This is a genomic window from Kitasatospora sp. NPDC059577 (genome assembly GCF_042735475.1).
GTDB lineage: Bacteria > Actinomycetota > Actinomycetes > Streptomycetales > Streptomycetaceae > Kitasatospora.
In genome coordinates this window covers 54,597-75,055 of record NZ_JBHWBZ010000022.1, presented here as the reverse complement: position 1 = coordinate 75,055, position 20,459 = coordinate 54,597, and the positions used below count along the sequence as shown (strand labels likewise).

Annotated in this window: 22 protein-coding genes; 21 read left to right on the top strand and 1 reads right to left on the bottom strand. The window is 70.7% G+C overall.

Going from position 1 to position 20,459, the window contains the following annotated elements:
• Positions 1 to 201 precede the first annotated feature (201 nt).
• The 18 genes from prfA (at position 202) to ACFV0O_RS19205 (ending at position 16,322) form a co-directional block, all read left to right on the top strand.
• On the top strand, positions 202 to 1,278 hold the full coding sequence (gene prfA / locus ACFV0O_RS19290; RefSeq protein WP_360253987.1) for a peptide chain release factor 1: 1,077 nt from the start codon (positions 202 to 204) through the stop codon (positions 1,276 to 1,278).
• Between the two features lie 64 nt (positions 1,279 to 1,342).
• Complete coding sequence (gene prmC / locus ACFV0O_RS19285) at positions 1,343 to 2,209, top strand: peptide chain release factor N(5)-glutamine methyltransferase (RefSeq protein WP_380343029.1); 867 nt, start codon at positions 1,343 to 1,345, stop codon at positions 2,207 to 2,209.
• Positions 2,206 to 2,334, top strand: a complete 129-nt coding sequence (locus ACFV0O_RS19280; RefSeq protein ID WP_380343028.1) for a hypothetical protein — start codon at positions 2,206 to 2,208, stop codon at positions 2,332 to 2,334. Before prmC ends, ACFV0O_RS19280 begins: the two co-directional genes overlap by 4 nt.
• A 46-nt stretch (positions 2,335 to 2,380) precedes the next feature.
• Positions 2,381 to 3,028 carry an L-threonylcarbamoyladenylate synthase gene (locus ACFV0O_RS19275; protein WP_360253993.1) on the top strand — a complete coding sequence of 216 codons (648 nt, stop codon included), beginning with the start codon at positions 2,381 to 2,383 and terminating at the stop codon, positions 3,026 to 3,028.
• 32 nt (positions 3,029 to 3,060) lie between these two features.
• Positions 3,061 to 3,702 carry a protein-tyrosine-phosphatase gene (locus ACFV0O_RS19270; protein WP_360254203.1) on the top strand — a complete coding sequence of 214 codons (642 nt, stop codon included), beginning with the start codon at positions 3,061 to 3,063 and terminating at the stop codon, positions 3,700 to 3,702.
• Positions 3,703 to 3,816: 114 nt separating this feature from the next.
• Positions 3,817 to 5,097 carry a serine hydroxymethyltransferase gene (glyA, locus tag ACFV0O_RS19265; protein WP_380343026.1) on the top strand — a complete coding sequence of 427 codons (1,281 nt, stop codon included), beginning with the start codon at positions 3,817 to 3,819 and terminating at the stop codon, positions 5,095 to 5,097.
• Positions 5,098 to 5,270: 173 nt separating this feature from the next.
• Positions 5,271 to 6,551: an MraY family glycosyltransferase gene (locus tag ACFV0O_RS19260; RefSeq protein ID WP_380343023.1), complete on the top strand. Its 1,281-nt coding sequence runs from the start codon at positions 5,271 to 5,273 to the stop codon at positions 6,549 to 6,551.
• Positions 6,552 to 6,848: 297 nt separating this feature from the next.
• Complete coding sequence (locus ACFV0O_RS19255) at positions 6,849 to 7,292, top strand: hypothetical protein (RefSeq protein WP_380343020.1); 444 nt, start codon at positions 6,849 to 6,851, stop codon at positions 7,290 to 7,292.
• 285 nt (positions 7,293 to 7,577) lie between these two features.
• Positions 7,578 to 8,390, top strand: coding sequence for a F0F1 ATP synthase subunit A (gene atpB / locus ACFV0O_RS19250; protein WP_360254001.1), 813 nt, complete (start codon positions 7,578 to 7,580; stop codon positions 8,388 to 8,390).
• A 91-nt stretch (positions 8,391 to 8,481) separates the two neighbouring features.
• Positions 8,482 to 8,718 carry an ATP synthase F0 subunit C gene (atpE, locus tag ACFV0O_RS19245; RefSeq protein ID WP_030282059.1) on the top strand — a complete coding sequence of 79 codons (237 nt, stop codon included), beginning with the start codon at positions 8,482 to 8,484 and terminating at the stop codon, positions 8,716 to 8,718.
• Positions 8,719 to 8,752: 34 nt separating this feature from the next.
• Positions 8,753 to 9,310, top strand: coding sequence for a F0F1 ATP synthase subunit B (locus ACFV0O_RS19240; protein WP_360254003.1), 558 nt, complete (start codon positions 8,753 to 8,755; stop codon positions 9,308 to 9,310).
• Positions 9,307 to 10,122: a F0F1 ATP synthase subunit delta gene (locus tag ACFV0O_RS19235; protein WP_360254005.1), complete on the top strand. Its 816-nt coding sequence runs from the start codon at positions 9,307 to 9,309 to the stop codon at positions 10,120 to 10,122. Before ACFV0O_RS19240 ends, ACFV0O_RS19235 begins: the two co-directional genes overlap by 4 nt.
• A 156-nt stretch (positions 10,123 to 10,278) precedes the next feature.
• Positions 10,279 to 11,853, top strand: a complete 1,575-nt coding sequence (atpA, locus tag ACFV0O_RS19230) for a F0F1 ATP synthase subunit alpha (protein WP_360254007.1) — start codon at positions 10,279 to 10,281, stop codon at positions 11,851 to 11,853.
• 32 nt (positions 11,854 to 11,885) lie between these two features.
• Positions 11,886 to 12,800: a F0F1 ATP synthase subunit gamma gene (locus tag ACFV0O_RS19225; RefSeq protein ID WP_380343016.1), complete on the top strand. Its 915-nt coding sequence runs from the start codon at positions 11,886 to 11,888 to the stop codon at positions 12,798 to 12,800.
• A 2-nt stretch (positions 12,801 to 12,802) separates the two neighbouring features.
• On the top strand, positions 12,803 to 14,248 hold the full coding sequence (gene atpD / locus ACFV0O_RS19220; protein ID WP_380343012.1) for a F0F1 ATP synthase subunit beta: 1,446 nt from the start codon (positions 12,803 to 12,805) through the stop codon (positions 14,246 to 14,248).
• Between the two features lie 184 nt (positions 14,249 to 14,432).
• Positions 14,433 to 14,816: a F0F1 ATP synthase subunit epsilon gene (locus ACFV0O_RS19215; protein ID WP_360254013.1), complete on the top strand. Its 384-nt coding sequence runs from the start codon at positions 14,433 to 14,435 to the stop codon at positions 14,814 to 14,816.
• A 148-nt stretch (positions 14,817 to 14,964) separates the two neighbouring features.
• Positions 14,965 to 15,465, top strand: coding sequence for a DUF2550 domain-containing protein (locus ACFV0O_RS19210; RefSeq protein ID WP_350633459.1), 501 nt, complete (start codon positions 14,965 to 14,967; stop codon positions 15,463 to 15,465).
• Between the two features lie 284 nt (positions 15,466 to 15,749).
• Positions 15,750 to 16,322: a cob(I)yrinic acid a,c-diamide adenosyltransferase gene (locus tag ACFV0O_RS19205; RefSeq protein WP_380343009.1), complete on the top strand. Its 573-nt coding sequence runs from the start codon at positions 15,750 to 15,752 to the stop codon at positions 16,320 to 16,322.
• Here the strand turns inward: ACFV0O_RS19205 and ACFV0O_RS19200 are convergent.
• Positions 16,319 to 17,005 (bottom strand): hypothetical protein, encoded by a 687-nt coding sequence (locus ACFV0O_RS19200; RefSeq protein ID WP_380343006.1) that lies wholly within the window; start codon positions 17,003 to 17,005, stop codon positions 16,319 to 16,321. The two genes, ACFV0O_RS19205 and ACFV0O_RS19200, sit on opposite strands and share 4 nt — an antisense overlap.
• 156 nt (positions 17,006 to 17,161) lie before the next feature.
• Here ACFV0O_RS19200 and ACFV0O_RS19195 point away from each other — a divergent pair, with 156 nt between their 5' ends.
• The 3 genes from ACFV0O_RS19195 (at position 17,162) to ACFV0O_RS19185 (ending at position 20,136) form a co-directional block, all read left to right on the top strand.
• Positions 17,162 to 18,364, top strand: coding sequence for a sensor histidine kinase (locus ACFV0O_RS19195; RefSeq protein ID WP_380343003.1), 1,203 nt, complete (start codon positions 17,162 to 17,164; stop codon positions 18,362 to 18,364).
• Positions 18,361 to 19,011, top strand: coding sequence for a response regulator (locus ACFV0O_RS19190; RefSeq protein WP_380343000.1), 651 nt, complete (start codon positions 18,361 to 18,363; stop codon positions 19,009 to 19,011). Before ACFV0O_RS19195 ends, ACFV0O_RS19190 begins: the two co-directional genes overlap by 4 nt.
• 255 nt (positions 19,012 to 19,266) lie before the next feature.
• A complete protein-coding gene (locus ACFV0O_RS19185; RefSeq protein ID WP_360254023.1) occupies positions 19,267 to 20,136 on the top strand; it encodes a 3-hydroxyacyl-CoA dehydrogenase family protein in 870 nt (289 codons plus the stop codon).
• Positions 20,137 to 20,459: the final 323 nt, after the last annotated feature.

Below are 20,459 nucleotides of genomic sequence, written 5' to 3'. Positions count from 1 at the left end.
GGGCCGCGGTGGTGCGCGGGTGGCCTCAACCCCCCCCGCGCGAGGGCCTGGCCCCCGCGGGGGGGGGGGCCCGGGGCCCCCCTAGGTGGTGGGGGGGGGGGGGGGGGGCGGGCCCCGTTCGCGTCCCCCCGCGCGTCACCAGTCCCACCCCGTTCCGCAACCCCCCAACACGTTCCGAGCCCCCGGGAAGAAGGCCCCCCCATGTTCGAGGCAGTCGAAGAGCTCCTCGTCGAGCACGCCGACCTCGAAACGAGGCTGGCCGACCCGTCCGTCCACGCCGACCAGGCGAACGCCCGCAAGCTCGCCAAGCGGTACGCCGAGCTGACCCCGATCACCCGGGTCTACCGGCAGTGGCGGCAGGCCGGCGAGGACATCGAGGCCGCGCGCGAACTCGCCGCCGAGGAGCCGGAGTTCATCGCCGAGGTGAAGGACTCCGAGGCGCGCCGCGACGAGCTCACCGAGGAGCTGCGGCTGCTGCTGGTGCCGCGCGACCCGAGCGACGACAAGGACGTCATCCTGGAGATCAAGGCGGGCGAGGGCGGCGAGGAATCCGCGCTGTTCGCCGGTGACCTGCTCCGGATGTACCTGCGCTACGCGGAGCGGGTCGGCTGGAAGACCGAGATCATCGACTCCAACGAGTCCGACCTCGGCGGCTACAAGGACGTCTCGGTGGCCGTGAAGACCAAGGGCAACACCGAGCCCGGCCAGGGCGTGTGGGCGCGGTTGAAGTACGAGGGCGGCGTGCACCGCGTGCAGCGCGTCCCGGCCACCGAGTCCCAGGGCCGCATCCACACCTCCGCGGCGGGCGTGCTGGTCACCCCCGAGGCGGAGGAGGTCGAGGTCGAGATCGTCGCCAACGACCTGCGGATCGACGTCTACCGCTCCTCCGGCCCCGGCGGCCAGTCGGTCAACACCACCGACTCCGCGGTCCGGATCACCCACCTGCCGACCGGTATCGTGGCGTCCTGCCAGAACGAGAAGAGCCAGCTGCAGAACAAGGAGCAGGCGATGCGCATCCTGCGTTCGCGGCTGCTGGCCGCCGCGCAGGAGGAGGCCGAGCGCGAGGCCTCGGACGCGCGTCGCAGCCAGGTCCGCACGGTGGACCGCTCCGAGCGGATCCGGACGTACAACTACCCCGAGAACCGCATCTCGGACCACCGCACGGGGTTCAAGTCGTACAACCTGGACCAGGTCCTGGACGGCGAGCTGACCGCGGTGATCCAGTCCTGCGTCGACAAGGACGCGGCGGCCAAGCTCGCCGCGGCCCAAGAGAACTGAGACCGGCGCGCCCCGGCCCACGCGCAGTCCGAGAGCCGGAGCGCAGAAACAAGAGGTCGTACGGATGAACCTGCTGCTCGCCGAGGTGGCCCAGGCCACCCAGCGGCTGGCCGCGGCCGGCGTTCCGTCGCCGCGCTTCGACGCGGAGGAGCTCGCCGCCCACGTCCACAACGTCAAGCGCAGCCAGCTGCACACGGTGAAGGACGCCGACTTCGACGCCCGCTACTGGGAGGCCGTCTCCCGTCGCGAGGCGCGCGAACCGCTGCAGCACATCACCGGTCGGGCGTTCTTCCGCTACCTCGAACTGGCGGTCGGCCCCGGGGTGTTCGTGCCCCGGCCGGAGACCGAGACGGTCGTCGAGTGGGCCATAGACGCGGTGCGCGACATGGACGTGGCCGAGCCGCTGGTGGTGGACCTGTGCTCCGGCTCCGGCGCGATCGCGCTCGCCCTGGCCCAGGAGCTGCCGCGCTCGACCGTGCACGCCTTCGAACTGGACGAGGGAGCGCTGGAGTACACCCGGCGCAACATCGAGGCCAGCCCGGACCGCGCCCGCGTCACCCTGCACGCCGGCGACGCCACCAAGGCCTTCGAGACCGACCGCTCCTGGGACGGCCGCTTCGACCTGGTGATCTCCAACCCGCCGTACATCCCGCTCACCGAGTGGGAGTACGTCGCACCGGAGGCCCGCGACCACGACCCGCAGATGTCGCTGTTCTCCGGCGAGGACGGCCTGGACACCATCCGCGGCATCGAGCGGGTGGCCGCACGGCTGCTGCGCCCGGGCGGCGCGGTGGTGATCGAGCACGCCGACCAGCAGGGCGGCCAGGTGCCGTGGATCTTCAACGAGGAACGCGGCTGGACGGACACCGCCGACCACCGCGACCTGAACAACCGGCCGCGCTTCACGACCGCCCGAAGGGTGGGGTCGTGAACAGTTCAGCGCAGTACGACCGCCCGAAGGGTGGGGTCGTGAACAGTCCAGCGCAGTACGACCGCCCGAAGGGTGGGGTCGTGACCACCGAGCGCGGCTCCGCCGCCCGCACGGCCGCGCTGTGACGGCCGTGGTGACCGCCATGAGCCACTCCGGAAGGGGACCGCACCGATGAGCCGCCGCTACGACTGTGCCGATGCCGGGGACCGTGCCACCGGCCTGCGTGAGGCCGCCTCGGCCGTCCGCCGCGGCGAACTCGTCGTGCTGCCCACCGACACCCTGTACGGGGTCGGCGCGGACGCCTTCTCCCCGGAGGCCGTCGGCGAGCTGATGACCGCCCGGGGCCGCGGCCGCGGCACGCCGTCGCCGGTGCTGGTCGGCTCGCCGACCACGCTGCACGGTCTGGTCACGGACTTCTCCGAGCAGGCCTGGGAGCTGGTCGACGCCTTCTGGCCCGGCGGGCTGACCCTGGTCGCCCGGCACCAGCCCTCGCTGCGCTGGGACCTCGGCGAGACCCGCGGCACCGTCGCGGTCCGGATGCCGCTGCACCCGGTCGCCATCGAGCTGCTGAACGCCACCGGCCCGATGGCCGTCTCCAGCGCCAACCGGATCGGCGGCTCGTCGCCGCTGACCTGCGACGAGGCGCAGTCGCAGCTCGGCGACGCGATCTCGGTCTACCTGGACGGCGGGTCGGCCGACCACTCCGCCGCCTCGTCCATCGTCGACGTCACCGGCAAGGTCCCGGTCCTGCTGCGGGCCGGCGCGATCAGCGTCGAGCAGCTGAGGGAGGTCGTCCCCGACCTGGAGGCCGGCAGTTGACGCCCACCGCCTCGCTCCACTCCGGGCCCGGCATAGCGCCGTACCTGAGCGTGGGCCCCAGGCCGCTGGACCACTTCCGGATCCTGTTCGTCTGCACGGGGAACATCTGCCGCTCGCCGATCGCCGAGCGGCTCACCCGGCGTGAGCTGGACACCCGGCTGAGCCCCCGGGTGGCCGGGCGGATCCTGGTGGAGAGCGCCGGCACCTGGGGCCACGAGGGCGCGCCGATGGAGGACCACGCCGCGACCGTGCTCGACGAGTACGGGGCCGACAGCGGTGGTTTCACCGGCCGCGAGCTGCTGGACGAGCACGTGGTCGAGGCCGACCTGGTGCTGACCGCGACCCTGGACCACCGCGCCCAGGTGATCTCGATGGGCCACGAGGCGGGGCTGCGCACCTTCACGCTGAAGGAGTTCACCCGCCTGGTGCGGACGATAGACCCGGGCACGTTGCCCGACCCCCGGCGCGGTGCCGACGTCACCGAGCGGGCCCGGGCGCTGGTCCGGGCGGCCGCCGCGCTGCGCGGCTGGCTGCTGGCCGCCACCCCGGAGTCGGACGAGGTGGACGACCCGTACGGCGCACCGATCGGCATGTTCCGCAACTGCGGCGAGGAGATATTCCACGCGGTCGACCCGGTGGTCACCGCGCTCACGGGCGTGTCGGCGCGCCGCTGACGGCCGAACGGCCCCGTCCCGGCGGGCCGGGCGGCGGTGGCGGTCCTACGCTGGATCCACCTCCTCGGTGTCCGGCCGGAGGTGCCCCCACCCGCAGCGCCCGGGAGTCCCACGATGACCGTCACCGATGCCGCGACCGGCCCGATCGAGACGAAGGGGCGTCCACGGGCGTCCGAGGCCCTGTACCGGGCGGATCCGCAGCTGGCGGACCTGCTGGCCGCGGAGGCCGAGCGGCGGGCCGAGACGATCCAGCTGCTGGCGGGGGAGAACCTCACCACCGCGGCCGTCCTGGCGGCGCTCACCGGCCCGCTGATCGACAAGTACGCCGAGGGCTACCCGGGCCGCCGGCACCACACGGGCTGTGCGCTGGCGGACGCCGCCGAGCTGCTGGCGATCGACCGGGCCCGCGAGCTGTTCGCCGCCCCGCACGCCAACGTCCAGCCCCGGTCGGCGACTTCGGCGATGCTGGCGGCGTACGCGGCGCTGCTGCGGCCCGGTGACGGGGTGCTGGCGATGTCGCTGGAGCACGGTGGCCACCTCAGCTGCGGCTCGCGCGCCAACTTCTCCGGCCGCTGGTTCGCCTTCACCGGCTACGGCGTGCGCGAGGACGACGGCCTGATCGACCTCGACCAGGTGCGCGACCTGGCCCGGCAGCACCGCCCCAAGGCGATCGTGGCGGGCTCGATCTCCCACCCCCGGCACCCGGACTGGGCGGCGTTCCGGGAGATCGCCGACGAGGTGGACGCCTACCTGATCGCCTCCGCCGCGCAGACCACGGGTCTGGTCGCGGCCGGGGTGGCGCCGTCCCCGGTGCCGTACGCGGACGTCACCGTCGCGGCGACCCACAAGCTGCTGCGCGGCCCGCGCGGCGGGCTGCTGCTGTGCACGGCGGAGCTGGCCGAGCGGATCGACCGCGCGGTGTTCCCGTTCAGCCAGGGCGGCGCGGCGATGAACGAGGTGGCCGGCAAGGCGGTGGCCCTCGCGGAGGCCTCGACGCCCGCCTACCGGGCGTACGCGGAGCGGACGGTGTCCGGGGCGCGGATGCTCGCCGCGGGGCTCGCAGAGGCCGGCGTGCGCCCTCTGACGGGCGGTACCGACACCCACCTGGTGACGGCCGACGTGAGTCCGCTCGGCGTGACCGGAGCGGAGGCCGAGCGGCGCTGCGCGGCCGCCGGACTGCTGCTCGGCAAGTGCGCACTGCCGTTCGACCCTGCGCCGCCGACCGAGGCCTCCGGGATCCGGCTCGGGACGGGCACCGTGACCAGCCAGGGGATGGGCGAGGGGGAGCTGTCGGAGATCGCCGCGTTGATCGCACGGGTGCTCGCCGGGGGCGCAGTGGCGCCCGTCGCGGCGCGCGTGCGGGAACTCGCGCTGGCCTTCGCCGATCGGGGCTGACCGCGATCGGTCCCCGGGCATCGGGATCTCCTACCCGGGAGAGCGAACCGCGATGCACGTACCCGGCGTCCGACTCAATAAGGTGTGTGCCGTGGCGACGCACCTCGAACCCCGGGAAGACAGGGGAGTACCTTCGGTATCTCCCCGTTCGACAGTGATGCAGGAGGCCAGTGGTGCGTGAGTATCTGCTGGTGCTGTTCTGCACCGCCGCCGTCACCTACCTGCTCACCGGCCCGGTCCGGAAGTTCGCCATCGCGGCCGGAGCCATGCCGCCGGTGCGCGCCCGCGACGTGCATCGCGAGCCCACGCCGCGGCTCGGCGGCATCGCGATGTTCGGCGGGCTCTGCGCGGGCATCCTGGTCGCCTCGCAACTCGACAACCTGAGCAAGGTGTTCAACCAGAGCACCGACATCCGCGCGCTGCTGTCCGGCGCCGGGATCATGTGGCTGCTCGGCGTCCTCGACGACAAGTGGGGCGTGGACGCCCTGGTGAAGCTCGGCGGCCAGATGATCGCCGCCGGTGTGATGGTCTGGCAGGGCGTCACGGTGATCACCCTCCCGGTGCCCGGCGTCGGCGCGGTCGCGGTGAGCCCGACCCAGGGCATGGTCATCTCGGTCACCCTGGTCGTCGTCATGGTCAACGCGGTGAACTTCATCGACGGCCTGGACGGTCTGGCCGGCGGCATGGTCTGCATCGCCGCGATCGCGTTCTTCCTGTACAGCTACCGGCTCTGGTACGGCTACGCGATCACCGACGCGGCCCCCGCCGTGCTGTTCAGCGTGCTGCTGATCGGCATGTGCCTGGGCTTCCTGGCGCACAACATGCACCCCGCGCGGATCTTCATGGGCGACTCCGGCTCGATGATGCTGGGCCTGATGCTGGCCGTCGCCGCGATCTCCATCACCGGCCGGGTCGACCCGGACCTGATCAACAACGAGACCGGTTCGCAGACCGCCACGGTGCACGCCCTGGTGCCGATCTACATCCCGCTGCTGCTGCCGCTGACGGTCATCGCGCTGCCGCTGGCCGACCTGCTGCTCGCCGTGGTGCGCCGCACCTGGGCCGGCCAGTCGCCGTTCGCCGCGGACAAGCGCCACCTGCACCACCGCTTGCTGCAGGTCGGCCACTCGCACAGCCGGGCCGTGCTGATCATGTACTTCTGGGCCGCGCTGATCGCCTTCGGCTCGGTGGCCTTCTCGGTCACCAACACCGGCCGCGCCGTGGTCCTGACGCTCGCCGGGCTCTGCCTGCTCGGCCTGGTGGTGCTGCTCACCCCGCGGTTCCGGCCGCGCGCCCCGCGGGCGGTGCAGTCCTTCGTCCCGCCGCGGTACCGCCGCCGTCCTACCGGTCCGATGGCCGAACTGTCGGCGAAGGACAAGCAACTTCTGGGTGAAGCGAGTCGGGACTCCTCCGAGCGCGCCGACCACGGCCCCACCGCCGGCGGCCGTCGCTGACAGGGGAGTTGACGATCCGTCAACTGGCCTCATCCATACGGTGGATTCGCTGCGCCGTTGGTGTGACAGGTGCCACACATTCATGGTAAAGCTCTCATCAAATAGTTTGTGATACCGTTCACGAGTACCGAGAACACGCCGAAAGACCTGACAGGTGGATGACTTCCGTCCCTGTCGGTCTCCCTCGACGGGCCCGCCGTTCCAGCGGGCGGCCCGACGGCGATGCCTCGGTCGGTGTCACTCACCACCGTCTGTGCCCGTCCCCCCGCCACTCGACATGCCGCCGGAGCTGCCGACATGCCGTCCACCGACGCCCGGATCCTCCGAGGCGCCGCGATTCCCACTGCGGTCGCCGGGATCATCGCCATGGCGATCTCGTTCGCCGTCGCCGGTGGGAAGGGGCTGCTCGGCGCCCTCTTCGGCGCTCTGCTCGTGATGGCGTTCTTCAGCTCGGGCCAGGTCGCGCTCGACCGGCTGACCAGGTCGAACCCGCACATCATGATGGCCGCGGCGCTCCTGGTGTACACCACGCAGATCCTGCTGGTCGGCATCGTCCTGGCGGTCTTCAAGGACACCGACCTGTTCAACCGGCAGGCGTTCGCCTTCACGCTGCTGGGTTGCGCGCTGATCTGGACGGGCTTCCAGGTGCGCGGTGCGCTCAAGGCCAAGACCTTCTACGTCGACCCCGACGCCTCGGAAAAGAAGGGCGACAAGCCCTCCGACTCCGGACGTCAACAGTGACGAGGCCCGACTGTCCCCCCAACGAGGGGGGCGGTGTTTATGCCGCACTGACGGCCTGCTATCGTCCGTCGCAACAACGGAGTACGGGAAGAGGCCTGGTCTGTCCGGACAGCGGACCGATCGCCCCCCGGACCCGCGCAGTCTTCGATGATCCCGCAGCAGCGCAGCGCGCAGCCGTGCGGGGTCGGCGAGAAACCCATCAAGTTCCAGTGCCGCTCCGTGGCCGCAGGCCACGCCGACACACCGAGGTTGCCGTATCCATGCGTCACGACGAAGGAGTCCGTGGTGAGTGCTGAACTCACGTCCCTCGCCTCAGGCAGTTGCCACTTCGGGGACGCTGGCTGCGGCTTCCCGGCCCCGGGTCTGAACGAATTCGACTTCAAGCCGATCTTCACCATCGGCAGCTTCTACTTCAACAAGCCGATGCTGCTGTCGATGGTCGTCGCGGTGCTGGTGATCGTCTTCTTCTGGGCCGCCTTCGCCAAGCCGCGCCTGGTCCCCGGCAAGCTGCAGCTGGTCGGTGAGATCGGCTACGACTTCGTCAAGCGCTCCATCGTGCTCGAGACGATCGGCAAGAAGGGCGAGAAGTACGTCCCGATGCTGGTCTCGATGTTCTTCTTCATCTGGTTGATGAACATCATGTCGGTCATTCCGTTCGCGCAGTTCCCGGTGACGGCGGCGATCGCGTTCCCGGCCGGCCTCGCGGCGGTCGTGTGGGTCACCTACATGACGCTGACCTTCAAGAAGCACGGCTTCGTCGGCGGTTTCAAGAACCTCTGCTGGCCCTCGGGCATCCCCGGCTGGGTCATGTTCATCCTGGTGCCGATCGAGTTCTTCTCGAACATCTTCGTGCGCCCCTTCACGCTCGCGGTCCGAGCCTTCGCGAACATGTTCGCCGGCCACCTGCTGATCGTGATGTTCTCCATCGCCTCCTGGTACCTGCTCAGCCCGACCCTGGGCGCGCTGTACGGCTCGGCCTCGTTCGTCGTCGCCGTCGCGCTGACCGCCTTCGAGCTGCTGGTCCAGTTCCTGCAGGCCTACATCTTCGTGATGCTGGCCAGCAGCTACATCGCCGGTGCCCTCGAAGAGTCGCACTGAGCCAGGGGGCCCCGGCCCCTCCTGAACCAACCTCCCGGATCGCCCGGTGGCCAATCACCACCGGTTCACCACCCTGCAAAGGACAACGTCAATGAGCATCCTCGCTGAGGGCACTGTCTACGGTTCCGTCGCCTCCATCGGCTACGGCCTCGCCGCCATCGGCCCCGGCATCGGCGTCGGTCTGATCTTCGGCAACGGTGTCCAGGCGATGGCCCGTCAGCCCGAGGCTGCCGGCCTCATCCGTTCCAACATGTTCATCGGCTTCGCGCTGACCGAGGCGCTCGCCCTCATCGGCATCGTCATGCCGTTCGTCTTCGGCAACAAGTAATCCTGCCGCAGACCCTTTCGAGGAAGGTCCAGATATGAGCATCGTGGCTCAGCTCGCGGCCGAGGAGAAGATGAACCCTCTCCTCCCCAACTGGCCCGAGATCATCATCGGCCTGCTCTGCTTCTTCATCGTCTTCGGTCTGCTCGGCAAGAAGCTCCTTCCCAGCATCGAGAAGGTGCTGTCGGAGCGCCGGGACGCCATCGAGGGCGGCATGGAGCGTGCCGAGGCCACTCAGGCCGAGGCCCAGGCCGTGCTTGAGCAGTACCGTGCCGAGCTTTCCGAGGCGCGCCACGAGGCCGCCCGCATCGTCGAGCAGGCTCGCGAGCAGGGCGCTGCCCAGCTGGCGGAGATGCGCGAGGAGGGCCAGCGTCAGCGCGAGGCCATCGTCGCCGCCGGTCACGCCCAGATCGAGGCTGACAAGAAGCAGGCGACTGCCGCCCTGCGCCAGGACGTGGGCTCGCTGGCCACCCAGCTGGCGTCCCGCATCGTGGGTGAGTCCCTGGAGGACCACGCCCGGCAGAGCGGTGTGATCGACCGCTTCCTGGATGAGCTGGAGGCCAAGGCCGCCGTTGCTCAGGGTGCGGCCAAGTGATCGGCGCCAGCCGTGAGGCCCTCGCCGCCGGCCGGCAGAACCTGGAGAGCCTGACCGACTCCACCTCGGTGGACGCGGCCAAGCTCGCCGAGGAGCTCACCGCCGTCACGGCCGTGCTGGACCGTGAGGTGTCGCTGCGCCGCGTCCTGACCGACCCGTCCCGGTCGGGCCAGGACAAGGCCCAGCTGGTCAGCTCGCTGCTGACCGGCCAGGTCTCCGGCGAGGCCGTGGACCTGGTCTCCGGACTGGTCCGCTCCCGCTGGTCGGGCTCGCGCGACCTGGTGGACGCGACCGAGCAGCTCGCCGCGTACGCCGAGATCATCGCCGCGGACCGGACCGGCGCCCTGGACGACGTCGAGGACGAGCTCTTCCGCTTCGGTCGGGTGGTGAGCGGCTCGCACGAGCTGCGCGCCGCGCTGACCGAGCCGAAGGCCGGTGCCGTCGCGAAGGCCGAGCTGATCAAGAAGCTGCTCGGCGGCCGCGCCAACGCCGGCACCGTCCGGCTGGTCACCGCCCTCGTCAACGCGCCGCGTGGCCGTAGCCTGGAGCAGGGCCTCGAGTCCTACTCGAAGCTCGCCGCCGCTCGCCGTGGCCGCGTGGTGGCCCTGGTCACCACCGCGGTGCCGCTGTCGGACACCCAGAAGGAGCGCCTGTCCGGTGCTCTGGGCCGGATGTACGGCCGCCAGGTCCACCTGAACATCGACGTCGACCCCGAGGTCGTCGGCGGCGTCCGGGTGCAGATCGGCGACGAGATCATCAACGGCACCGTGTCGAGCCGCCTTGAGGGCGCTCGCCAGTCGCTCGAAGGCTGAGCACCGACGCAGCACATCCGACCCTCGGTCGGGAAACCGGCTCCCCAAGGAGCCGGCACATCGTACGGCCGGTTCGGAAGACCCGGCCGAGAGTCGAATACTTGCGGCCCTCAATGGCGGGCCGAGGATCGCAAACTAGGAGAGCAGGGAAGCCTGATGGCGGAGCTTACGATCCGTCCGGAGGAAATCCGGGACGCGCTGGCCGACTTTGTCCAGTCGTACCAGCCGGACGCCGCTTCTGTGGAAGAGGTCGGCACGGTCACTGACGCGGCGGACGGCATCGCGCATGTCGAGGGCCTGCCCTCGGTCATGGCGAACGAGCTGCTGAAGTTCGAGGACGGCACGCTCGGCCTCGCGCTGAACCTCGACACCCGCGAGATCGGTGTCGTCGTCCTCGGTGAGTTCGGCGGCATCGAAGAGGGCCAGACCGTGCGCCGCACCGGCGAGGTCCTCTCGGTTCCGGTCGGCGACGGCTACCTCGGCCGCGTCGTGGACCCGCTGGGCAACCCGATCGACGGCCTCGGCGACATCGCCGCCAGCGGTCGCCGCGCCCTGGAGCTGCAGGCCCCCGGCGTCATGGCCCGCAAGTCGGTCAAGCAGCCGCTGCAGACCGGCATCAAGGCCATCGACGCGATGACCCCGATCGGCCGCGGCCAGCGCCAGCTGATCATCGGCGACCGCCAGACCGGCAAGACCGCGGTGGCCGTCGACACGATCATCAACCAGCGCGACAACTGGCGCTCGGGCGACCCGGAGAAGCAGGTCCGCTGCATCTACGTCGCCGTGGGCCAGAAGGGCTCCACCATCGCGTCCGTCCGCGGCGCCCTGGAGGAGGCCGGCGCGCTGGAGTACACCACCATCGTGGCTGCTCCCGCCTCCGACCCGGCCGGCTTCAAGTACCTCGCCCCGTACACCGGTTCGGCCATCGGCCAGGAGTGGATGTACGACGGCAAGCACGTCCTGATCATCTTCGACGACCTGTCGAAGCAGGCCGAGGCCTACCGCTCCGTCTCCCTGCTGCTGCGCCGCCCGCCGGGCCGCGAGGCCTACCCGGGTGACGTCTTCTACCTGCACTCCCGCCTGCTGGAGCGCTGCGCCAAGCTGAACGACGCCCTCGGCGGCGGCTCGATGACCGGTCTGCCGATCATCGAGACCAAGGCCAACGACGTCTCGGCGTACATCCCGACCAACGTCATCTCGATCACCGACGGCCAGTGCTTCCTGGAGTCCGACCTGTTCAACGCCGGCATCCGCCCGGCCGTGAACGTCGGCATCTCGGTCTCCCGCGTCGGTGGCTCCGCCCAGATCAAGGCCATGCGCTCGGTCGCCGGCCGTCTGCGTCTGGACCTCGCCCAGTACCGCGAGCTGGAGGCCTTCGCCGGCTTCGGCTCCGACCTGGACGCGGCCTCCAAGGCCCAGCTGGAGCGCGGTGCGCGCATGGTCGAGCTGCTGAAGCAGGGCCAGTACCAGCCGTTCCCGGTCGAGGAGCAGGTCGTCTCCATCTGGGCCGGCACCACCGGCAAGCTGGACGACGTCCCGGTCGCCGAGATCCGCCGCTTCGAGCGCGAGTTCCTGGACCACGTCCGCCTGCAGCACAAGGACCTGCTCGCCGGCATCGTCGAGACCGGTCTGCTGGCCGACGGCACCGTCGACGCCCTCACCGGCGCGATCGAGGCCTTCAAGCAGGGTTACCAGACCGCCGACGGCAAGCTGCTCTCCGAGCAGGCCTGAGTCCGGTAGCGAGGGAAAGGACGTAACGACCCATGGGAGCACAGCTTCGGGTCTACAAGCGCCGGATCCGCTCTGTCACCGCGACGAAGAAGATCACCAAGGCGATGGAGATGATCTCCGCGGCGCGCATCGGCAAGGCGCAGCGCGCGGTGGCGGCCTCCGCTCCGTACGCCGATGAGCTCACCCGGGCGGTGACGGCGGTGGCCACCCGGTCCAACGCCAAGCACCCGCTCACCACCGAGAACCCGAACGCCAAGCGCGCGGCCGTCCTGCTGATCACGGCGGACCGCGGCCTGGCCGGCGGTTACTCGTCCAACGCCATCAAGGCCTCGCTGACGCTCTCCGAGCGCCTGCGCGGCGAGGGCAAGGACGTCGTGACCTACATCGTCGGTCGGAAGGGTCTGTCGTACTACACCTTCCGCAACCTGGCCGTGGGGAACTCGTGGACGGGCTTCTCGGACAAGCCGACCTACGGCGACGCGAAGACGGTGGCGGCCGAGCTGATCGAGGCCTTCACGGCCGAGACCGGCGGCGTGGACGAACTCCACGTGGTCTCGACCGAGTTCGTGTCCATGCTGACGCAGGACGCGGTCGCGGCGCGGCTGCTGCCGCTGAAGCTGGACGAGGTCCAGCTCAGCGACCAGACGCCGGCCAAGTCGGAGATCTTCCCGCTGTACGACTTCGAACCGTCGGCGGAGGGCGTGCTCGACGCGCTGCTGCCGCGGTACGTCGAGAGCCGGATCTACAACGCGCTGCTGCAGTCGGCTGCTTCCGAGCACGCCGCCCGCCGCCGCGCGATGAAGAGCGCGACGGACAACGCCGGCGAGCTCATCAAGTCGCTCACGCGGCTTGCCAACTCGGCCCGTCAGGCCGAGATCACCCAGGAAATCAGCGAGATCGTCGGCGGCGCCAACGCCCTCGCCGACGCTAGCCGCGGGAGCGAATGAGTATGACCACCACTGTTGAGCCGACCACGGCGACGGGCCGCGTCGCGCGGGTCATCGGCCCGGTCGTCGACGTGGAGTTCCCCGTCGACGCGATTCCGGACATGTTCAACGCCCTGCACGTCGAGGTGGACAACCCCGACGGCACGGGCAAGAAGACCCTCACCCTCGAGGTCGCCCAGCACCTCGGCGACGGCCTGGTCCGCGGCATCTCGATGCAGCCGACCGACGGCCTGGTCCGCGGTTCGCAGGTCACCGACACCGGTTCCGCGATCTCGGTGCCGGTCGGCCAGATCACCAAGGGCAAGGTGTTCAACGCCCTCGGTGACGTGCTGAACGTCGACAAGGCGGAGTTCGACAAGCAGGTCGAGGTCCGCTGGCCGATCCACCGCAAGGCCCCCGAGTTCAAGGACCTCGAGTCCAAGACCGAGATGTTCGAGACCGGCATCAAGGTCATCGACCTGCTCACCCCGTACGTCACGGGTGGCAAGATCGGTCTGTTCGGTGGTGCCGGTGTCGGCAAGACCGTTCTGATCCAGGAGATGATCTACCGCGTCGCCGAGAACTTCGGTGGTGTGTCGGTGTTCGCCGGTGTCGGCGAGCGCACCCGTGAGGGCAACGACCTCATCGACGAGATGGTCGACTCGGGCGTCCTGGACAAGACCGCGCTGGTCTTCGGCCAGATGGACGAGCCGCCGGGCACCCGTCTGCGCGTCGCGCTCTCCGCGCTGACCATGGCGGAGTACTTCCGTGACGTCGAGAAGCAGGACGTGCTCCTCTTCATCGACAACATCTTCCGGTTCACCCAGGCCGGTTCCGAGGTGTCGACCCTGCTCGGCCGCATGCCCTCCGCGGTGGGCTACCAGCCGAACCTGGCCGACGAGATGGGCCTCCTGCAGGAGCGCATCACCTCGACCCGCGGTCACTCGATCACCTCGATGCAGGCGATCTACGTCCCCGCGGACGACCTGACCGACCCGGCGCCGGCCACCACCTTCGCCCACCTGGACGCGACGACCGTTCTGTCGCGCCCGATCTCGGAGAAGGGCATCTACCCGGCCGTCGACCCGCTGGACTCCACGTCCCGCATCCTCGACCCGCGGTACATCACGGCGACCCACTACGAGACGGCCGTCCGTATCAAGGGGATCCTGCAGAAGTACAAGGACCTCCAGGACATCATCGCCATCCTCGGTATGGACGAGCTGTCCGAAGAGGACAAGATCACGGTGCACCGTGCCCGTCGCATCGAGCGCTTCCTCTCGCAGAACACCTACGTGGCGAAGCAGTTCACCGGTGTCGAGGGCTCGACCGTGCCGCTGTCCGAGACCATCGAGGCCTTCAACTCGATCGCGGACGGCAAGTACGACTCCGTCCCGGAGCAGGCCTTCTTCATGTGCGGTGGCATCGAGGACCTCGAGAAGAACGCCGCCGAGCTGGCGAAGAAGTAATCGCGGCCGGTAGCAGCTGAGTGACCGTGAGGGGTGGGCCCCAACCCTGGGACCCACCCCTCGCGTCGCATCGGCTGTGATTCCGGTCAAATCCGCGCCGCCGGTTTCATGCCGGAGGCACGGGGCCGTTATTCTTACCGAAACTCCCGAGTAATCGGGGGTTGCATGAGCCTAGGAGCCCACGTTGGCTGAGCTGCACGTCGAGCTGGTCGCAGCCGACCGCAAGGTGTGGTCCGGTGCGGCCACCATCGTCGTCGCCCGTACGGCCTCCGGTGACACCGGCATCATGCCGGGCCACACCCCGGTGCTGAGCGTGCTGGAGACCGGCCCGGTCACCATCCGCACGGTGGACGGCGGAACCGTCATCGCCGCGGTGCACGGCGGCTTCATCTCCTTCGCCGACAACAAGCTGTCTCTGCTCGCGGAGATCGCCGAGCTGGCGGACGAGATCGACGTCGCGCGCGCCGAGCGCGCACTGGAGCAGGCCAAGTCGGACCTGGACGCGCACGCCGAGCGGCGCGCCGAGATCCGTCTGTTCGCGGCGCGCGGCCTCAAGGCCCACGCCTGAGTGTGCCGGACCCCGGCTTAGCGGGGTCGACCGACGGTCCCGGGGACGCGCGAGCGTGACCCCGGGACTGTCGTCGTAGTTGGTAGGTCAGCGCGGTCGCTTGATACGACCGCTACGGGGAACGCGGGTAGCGAGGAGGTAGGTGAGCATGGTCCTCGCGCTTGTGGTGTGTGCGGCGGTCGTGGCATTGGGTGTGATCGGCCTGGTGGCCTTCGCCGTCCGCCGCCGCCTGATCCAGCGGGTCGGCGGCACGTTCGACTGCAGTTACCGGCTCAAAATGCCGGCGGACGCCTCGACGCAGCCCGACCTCGACGAGAACGGCAAACCCACCTCAGCCCCGGTCCCCCCGACCGACGGCAAGGGGTGGGTTTTTGGTATCGGCCGGTACAGCGGCGACTCGATCGAGTGGTTCCGGGTCTTCTCGTACGCCCCCCGTCCGCGCAAGGTGCTGCCGCGCCGGGAGATCGAGGTGCTCGGCCGGCGCTACCCCGAGGGGCAGGAGGAGCTGGCCCTGCTCTCCGGCTCGGTGGTGCTGCGCTGCCTGCACAACGGGGCGCCGCTGGAGCTGGCGATGAGCGAGGACGCGCTGACCGGCTTCCTGGCCTGGCTGGAAGCCGCCCCGCCCGGGCAGAGGGTCAACGTCGCGTAGCGGCGAGGCCCTCGGGGTGGGGGTACCTCCCGGCCGGAGGCTGGGGTGGGGGTACCGCCCGGCCGGAGGCTGGGGGAGGTCAACGTCGCGTAGCGGCGAGTCCCTCGGGGTGGGGGTACCGCCCGGCCGGAGGCTGGGGGAGGTCAACGTCGCGTAGCGGCGAGTCCCTCGGGGTGGGGGTACCTCCCGGCCGGAGGCTGGGGGAGGTCGACGTCGCGTAGCGGCGGGAAGGTGACCTCCGCGTGGGGTTAACGCCGCCTAACCGGCCCGGCTAGGGTGGCCGCATGGTCAATCTGACGCGCATCTACACCCGTACCGGCGACGACGGCACCACCGCGCTCGGCGACATGAGCCGGACCACCAAGACCGATCCGCGGCTGATCGCCTACGCCGATACCAACGAGGCGAACGCGGCGATCGGGGTGGCCCTCGCGGTCGGGCAGCTGGCCGATGACGTGGCGGCGGTGCTGGTGCGGGTCCAGAACGACCTGTTCGACGTCGGTGCCGATCTGTCCACCCCGGTGGTCGAGGACCCGAAGTACCCGCCGCTGCGGGTGCTGCAGTCCTACGTCGACCGGCTGGAGGGGGACTGCGACCACTACCTGGAGCAGGTCGAGAAGCTGCGCAGCTTCATCCTGCCCGGCGGTACGGCCGGCGCGGCCCACCTGCATCTGGCCTGCACGGTGGTGCGGCGGGCCGAGCGCTCGACCTGGGCGGCTATCGCGGAGCACGGGGACACCGTCAACCCGCTGACCGCGAAGTACCTCAACCGGCTCTCCGACCTGCTGTTCATCCTCGCCCGGGTGGCCAACAAGGAGCGCGGCGACGTGCTCTGGGTGCCCGGCGAGAACCGCTAGGACCCGGCGGGTCCGGCCTTCCCCGTGACCGTCCCGGTGGCCTTCCGGCCGCCCTGGTCGCAGCCCTGGTCGCTGCCCTGGTCGCCGCCCTGGTCGTCGGTCTGCTCGCCGCCGTGCTCGACGACCCGGCCGTTCTCGACCGGGACACCGGCCGGCGGCTCCTTGGGCCACAGCGAGTAGCAGCCGGCCACGATCAGGTTGACCACGGCGGCGATGCCCAGCTTGAGGTACCACTGCAGAAACGTGCCGTAGTGCGCGGAGCCCGCGGAGAGCGGCACGAGCAGGGTGATCAGGGTGAGCGTGATCGCGGCGGAGACCACGGTGCGGCCGGCGATCCGCCACTCGTGCGCGGTCCGCTCCGGGCCGTACTTCGGCGAGGGCAGCGGCTTGGGGCCGCCGGCGAAGCGGTGCAGGAAGTGCGCGTCGGCCCAGCGGACCAGCGAGGGGCCGTAGCCGACCGAGAACCCGGTGTAGCTCGCGGCGAGCGCGTGGGTCCAGCTCGCCTCGGCGCCGCCGCGCAGGTCGAGCACGGCCAGCGCGTACAGGGCGAGGTCGACCGCCGGAAGGCCGAACAGCAGCACGGTGCCGGTGCGGCGCCACCGCAGCAGGTAGCGGGCGGAGAGGGCCAGGCCGAGCACGATCCACCAGGAGATCTCGGCCGCGGCGATGAGGGTGACGATCACGTTCTGCTCCAGGACGTTCGGCGGTGCGTCCAGCCTCGTGCGCGGGTGCGCCGGTGTCGTCGTCGCGCGGTGCCGTCCGGGTCTGCACCTTTCGATGTAGCGGTCTCCTCCGCGGACCGGAGCCGGGCGGGCCGCCGGGGATGGTGAGATGGGGGTGTGCTCGTTCCGTCCCTCTCCCCGCGCCGGCTCGACCAGCTGATCGCCCTCTGCGGGCTGCTCGGCGGCACCGTGCTCATCGTCTTCCGCGCGTACGAGAACGCCGACCGCGTGCCGCTGTGGGCGGTGGTGCTGCCGATGCTGGTGATGGCCGGGCTGGAGCTGTGCCGGCGCACCAGGCCGGTGCTCGCGGTGTCGCTCGGCGGGGTGGCCTTCGCGGCCAGCCTGTTCACCGGCAGCCTGCTGGCGACCCTGATCATGTACACCGACCTGCTGTACGCGGCGGTGATCTACGGCAGTGCCCGGATGTCGCGGGTGCTGCACCTGACCGGCGGTTCGACCGTCCTGGCGCTCTCCAGCCTGGCCTGGTACGCCGGCGGGACCGCGGCCGGGCTGCTGATCGCGGTGGTCAGTTCGCTGGTCTTCCTGGGGCCGGTGTGGACCGGCGACGTGGTGCGCAAGCACCGGCAGGAGGCGGAGACCGAGCGGCTGCGGGCGGAACAGACCGCGCTGCTCTCGGAGATGGACCGGCGCGAGGCGGTCGGCGCGGAACGGGCGCGGATGGCACGGGAGTTGCACGACGTGGTGGCCAACCACCTGTCGGCGATCGCGATCCACGCCACCGGCGCGCAGTCCGTCGCCAAGCGCCGGAGCCTGCCCGCGGACGATCCGCTGGTGGAGGTGCTGGCGGTGATCCGGGAGAACAGCGTCCAGGGATTGGCCGAAATGCGTCGCATGATCGGACTGCTCCGGGACAGCGGCGGCGGAGAGGTCGACGAGTCGTACGCGGCGCCCGACCTGGCGGCGGTGGACGCCCTGCTGGCGAAGGCCCGGGCGGCCGGCCAGGACGTCGGGCTGGACTTCGAACTCGCCGAGCACGGCGAGCGCGGGGACGTCCCGGTGCCGGTCGGGCTGGCCGCGTACCGGATCGTCCAGGAGTCGCTGACCAACGCGCTCAAGCACGCCGGGCCCGGACTGGTCCGGCTGCGACTGGAGTTCGGGCCGCAGGAGCTGCGGATCACCGTCGACAGCCCGTACCGCGGCGGGCCGGGCCGCGGCCTGCCCGGCGCCCGGGCGGGCCTGGTGGGCATGGGGGAGCGGGCCGGGCTGCTCGGCGGCAGCTTCGAGGCCGGGCCGAAGGACGGGTACTGGAGCGTGCGCGCGGTGTTGCCGCGGGCGCAGGGAAGCGAGGGGCGGGCATGACGATCCGGGTGCTGGTGGCGGAGGACCAGGCGGCGGTACGGGCGGCGCTGGTGATGATCCTGCGGGCCGAGCCCGAGTTCGAGGTGGTCGGGCAGGCCGCCGACGGCGAGGAGGCGGTCCGGCTGGCGCTGGAGCTGCGGCCGGACGTGGTGCTGATGGACGTGCAGATGCCCCGGCTGGACGGCGTCTCGGCGACCCGCGAGGTGGTCGCGGCCGGGGCCGCCCAGGTGCTGGTGCTGACCACCTTCGACCTGGACGAGTACGTCTACGGCGCGATGCGGGCCGGCGCGGCCGGGTTCCTGCTCAAGGACCTGGAGGCGGACACCCTGGTCGAGGGCATCCGGACGGTGGCGCGCGGGGACGGCATGCTGGCGCCCTCGGTGACCAGGCGCCTGATCGGGACCTTCGCCCGCCCGGGGCGGCAGGTCGGGCCGGAGGCCCGGGAGGCGGTGGCCGGGTTGACCGTCCGTGAGCGGGAGGTGCTGGCCTGCATCGGGGCGGGGCTGTCCAACGGGGAGATCGCGGCCCGGCTGACGATGGCGGAGGCGACCACGAAGACGCACGTCAGCCGGATCCTGGCGAAGCTGCGGCTGCGCAGCCGGGTGCAGGCGGCGATCCTGGCCCAGGACCTCGGCCTGACCGTCTGACCGGCTACTTGGGCGGCTGACCAGGTCGGTTGCAGATCACACTCTCGATTGCTATTGCGTGAGGCACTTGGGCACTAGAGTCCGGCAGAGCGTGCGGAGCGAGTGGACCCATGGAACCGCGCGCTCCGCGAAAGCGGCTGCCGGGCGCGAGCGCGGCAGGAGAATCGAGCGGTGCGGCTCAACGGCGGTCACCCCTGCCCTGAGTCGCCTTCAGGGCCCGCCCGCGGGGCGGCGACGGCATCGGGAGACCCAGCCATGAGCAATGCGTCCAGCAAGCAGATCGCCGTGATCGGTGCCGGCCTGATGGGCGCCGGCATCGCCCAGGTGTCCGCGCAGGCCGGCCACCCGGTGGTGCTGCGGGACGTCACCGAGGAAGCGCTGCAGCGCGGCCTCGCGGGCATCCGCGCCTCGTACGACAAGTTCGTCGCCAAGGGCAAGCTGAGCGCCGAGGACGCCGAGGCCGCGCTGGGCCGGATCACCACCACCACCGACCTGGGCGCCGTCGCCGAGGCCGACATCGTGGTCGAGGCCGTGTTCGAGAACCTGGACGTCAAGGAGGGCGTGTTCCGCGAGCTGGACAAGCTCGCCAAGGACGGCGCCGTCCTGGCCTCCAACACCTCCGCCATCCCGATCACCCGGATCGCCGCCGTCACCCAGCGGCCGGAGTCGGTCGTCGGCGTCCACTTCTTCTCGCCCGTCCCGATGATGAAGCTGGTCGAGCTGGTCCGCGGCTACAAGACCAGCGACGAGGCGATGGCCGCCGCCCGTGCCTACGCCGAGGGCGTCGGCAAGGAGGTCGTGGTGGTCAACCGCGACGTGGCCGGCTTCATCACCACCCGCCTGATCACCGCGCTGGTCATCGAGGCCGCCAAGCTGTACGAGTCGGGCGTCGCCACCGCCGAGGACATCGACACCGCCTGCCGCCTGGGCTTCGGCCACGCCATGGGTCCGCTGCAGACCGCCGACCTGACCGGCGTGGACATCCTGCTGCACGCCGCCCGCAACATCTACACCGAGACCCAGGACGAGAAGTTCGCCGCCCCGGAGATCATGGCCCGCATGGTCACCGCCGGTGACCTCGGCCGCAAGAGCGGCCGCGGCTTCTACCCGTACGAAGGCAAGTGACCCGACCGGGTCGAACGGCCCGGCAGGCCGTGCGATCGACGCATCGCACGGCCCGCCGGGCCGGGTGAGTTTCCTCACGCCGGGTGCCGCAGACGGGTGATTTGGGCGGTAATCGAGCGTAGGTGTGGAGACTTCCTGCGTATATTCCCTCGGACGAGTGAAGTTGCTTCAGATCCGGCCGGAACCAGCAACCTGCGGAGCAGGTTCGCCGTCAGATGAGGGAACCCGGCATTCCGACCGGGTCCGGGCGTGGGGCCGCGGCCCGCCCGGACACGCACCCCGCTCCCGCACCCGGTACGGCCGGGGCGGACCCACCCCGCACC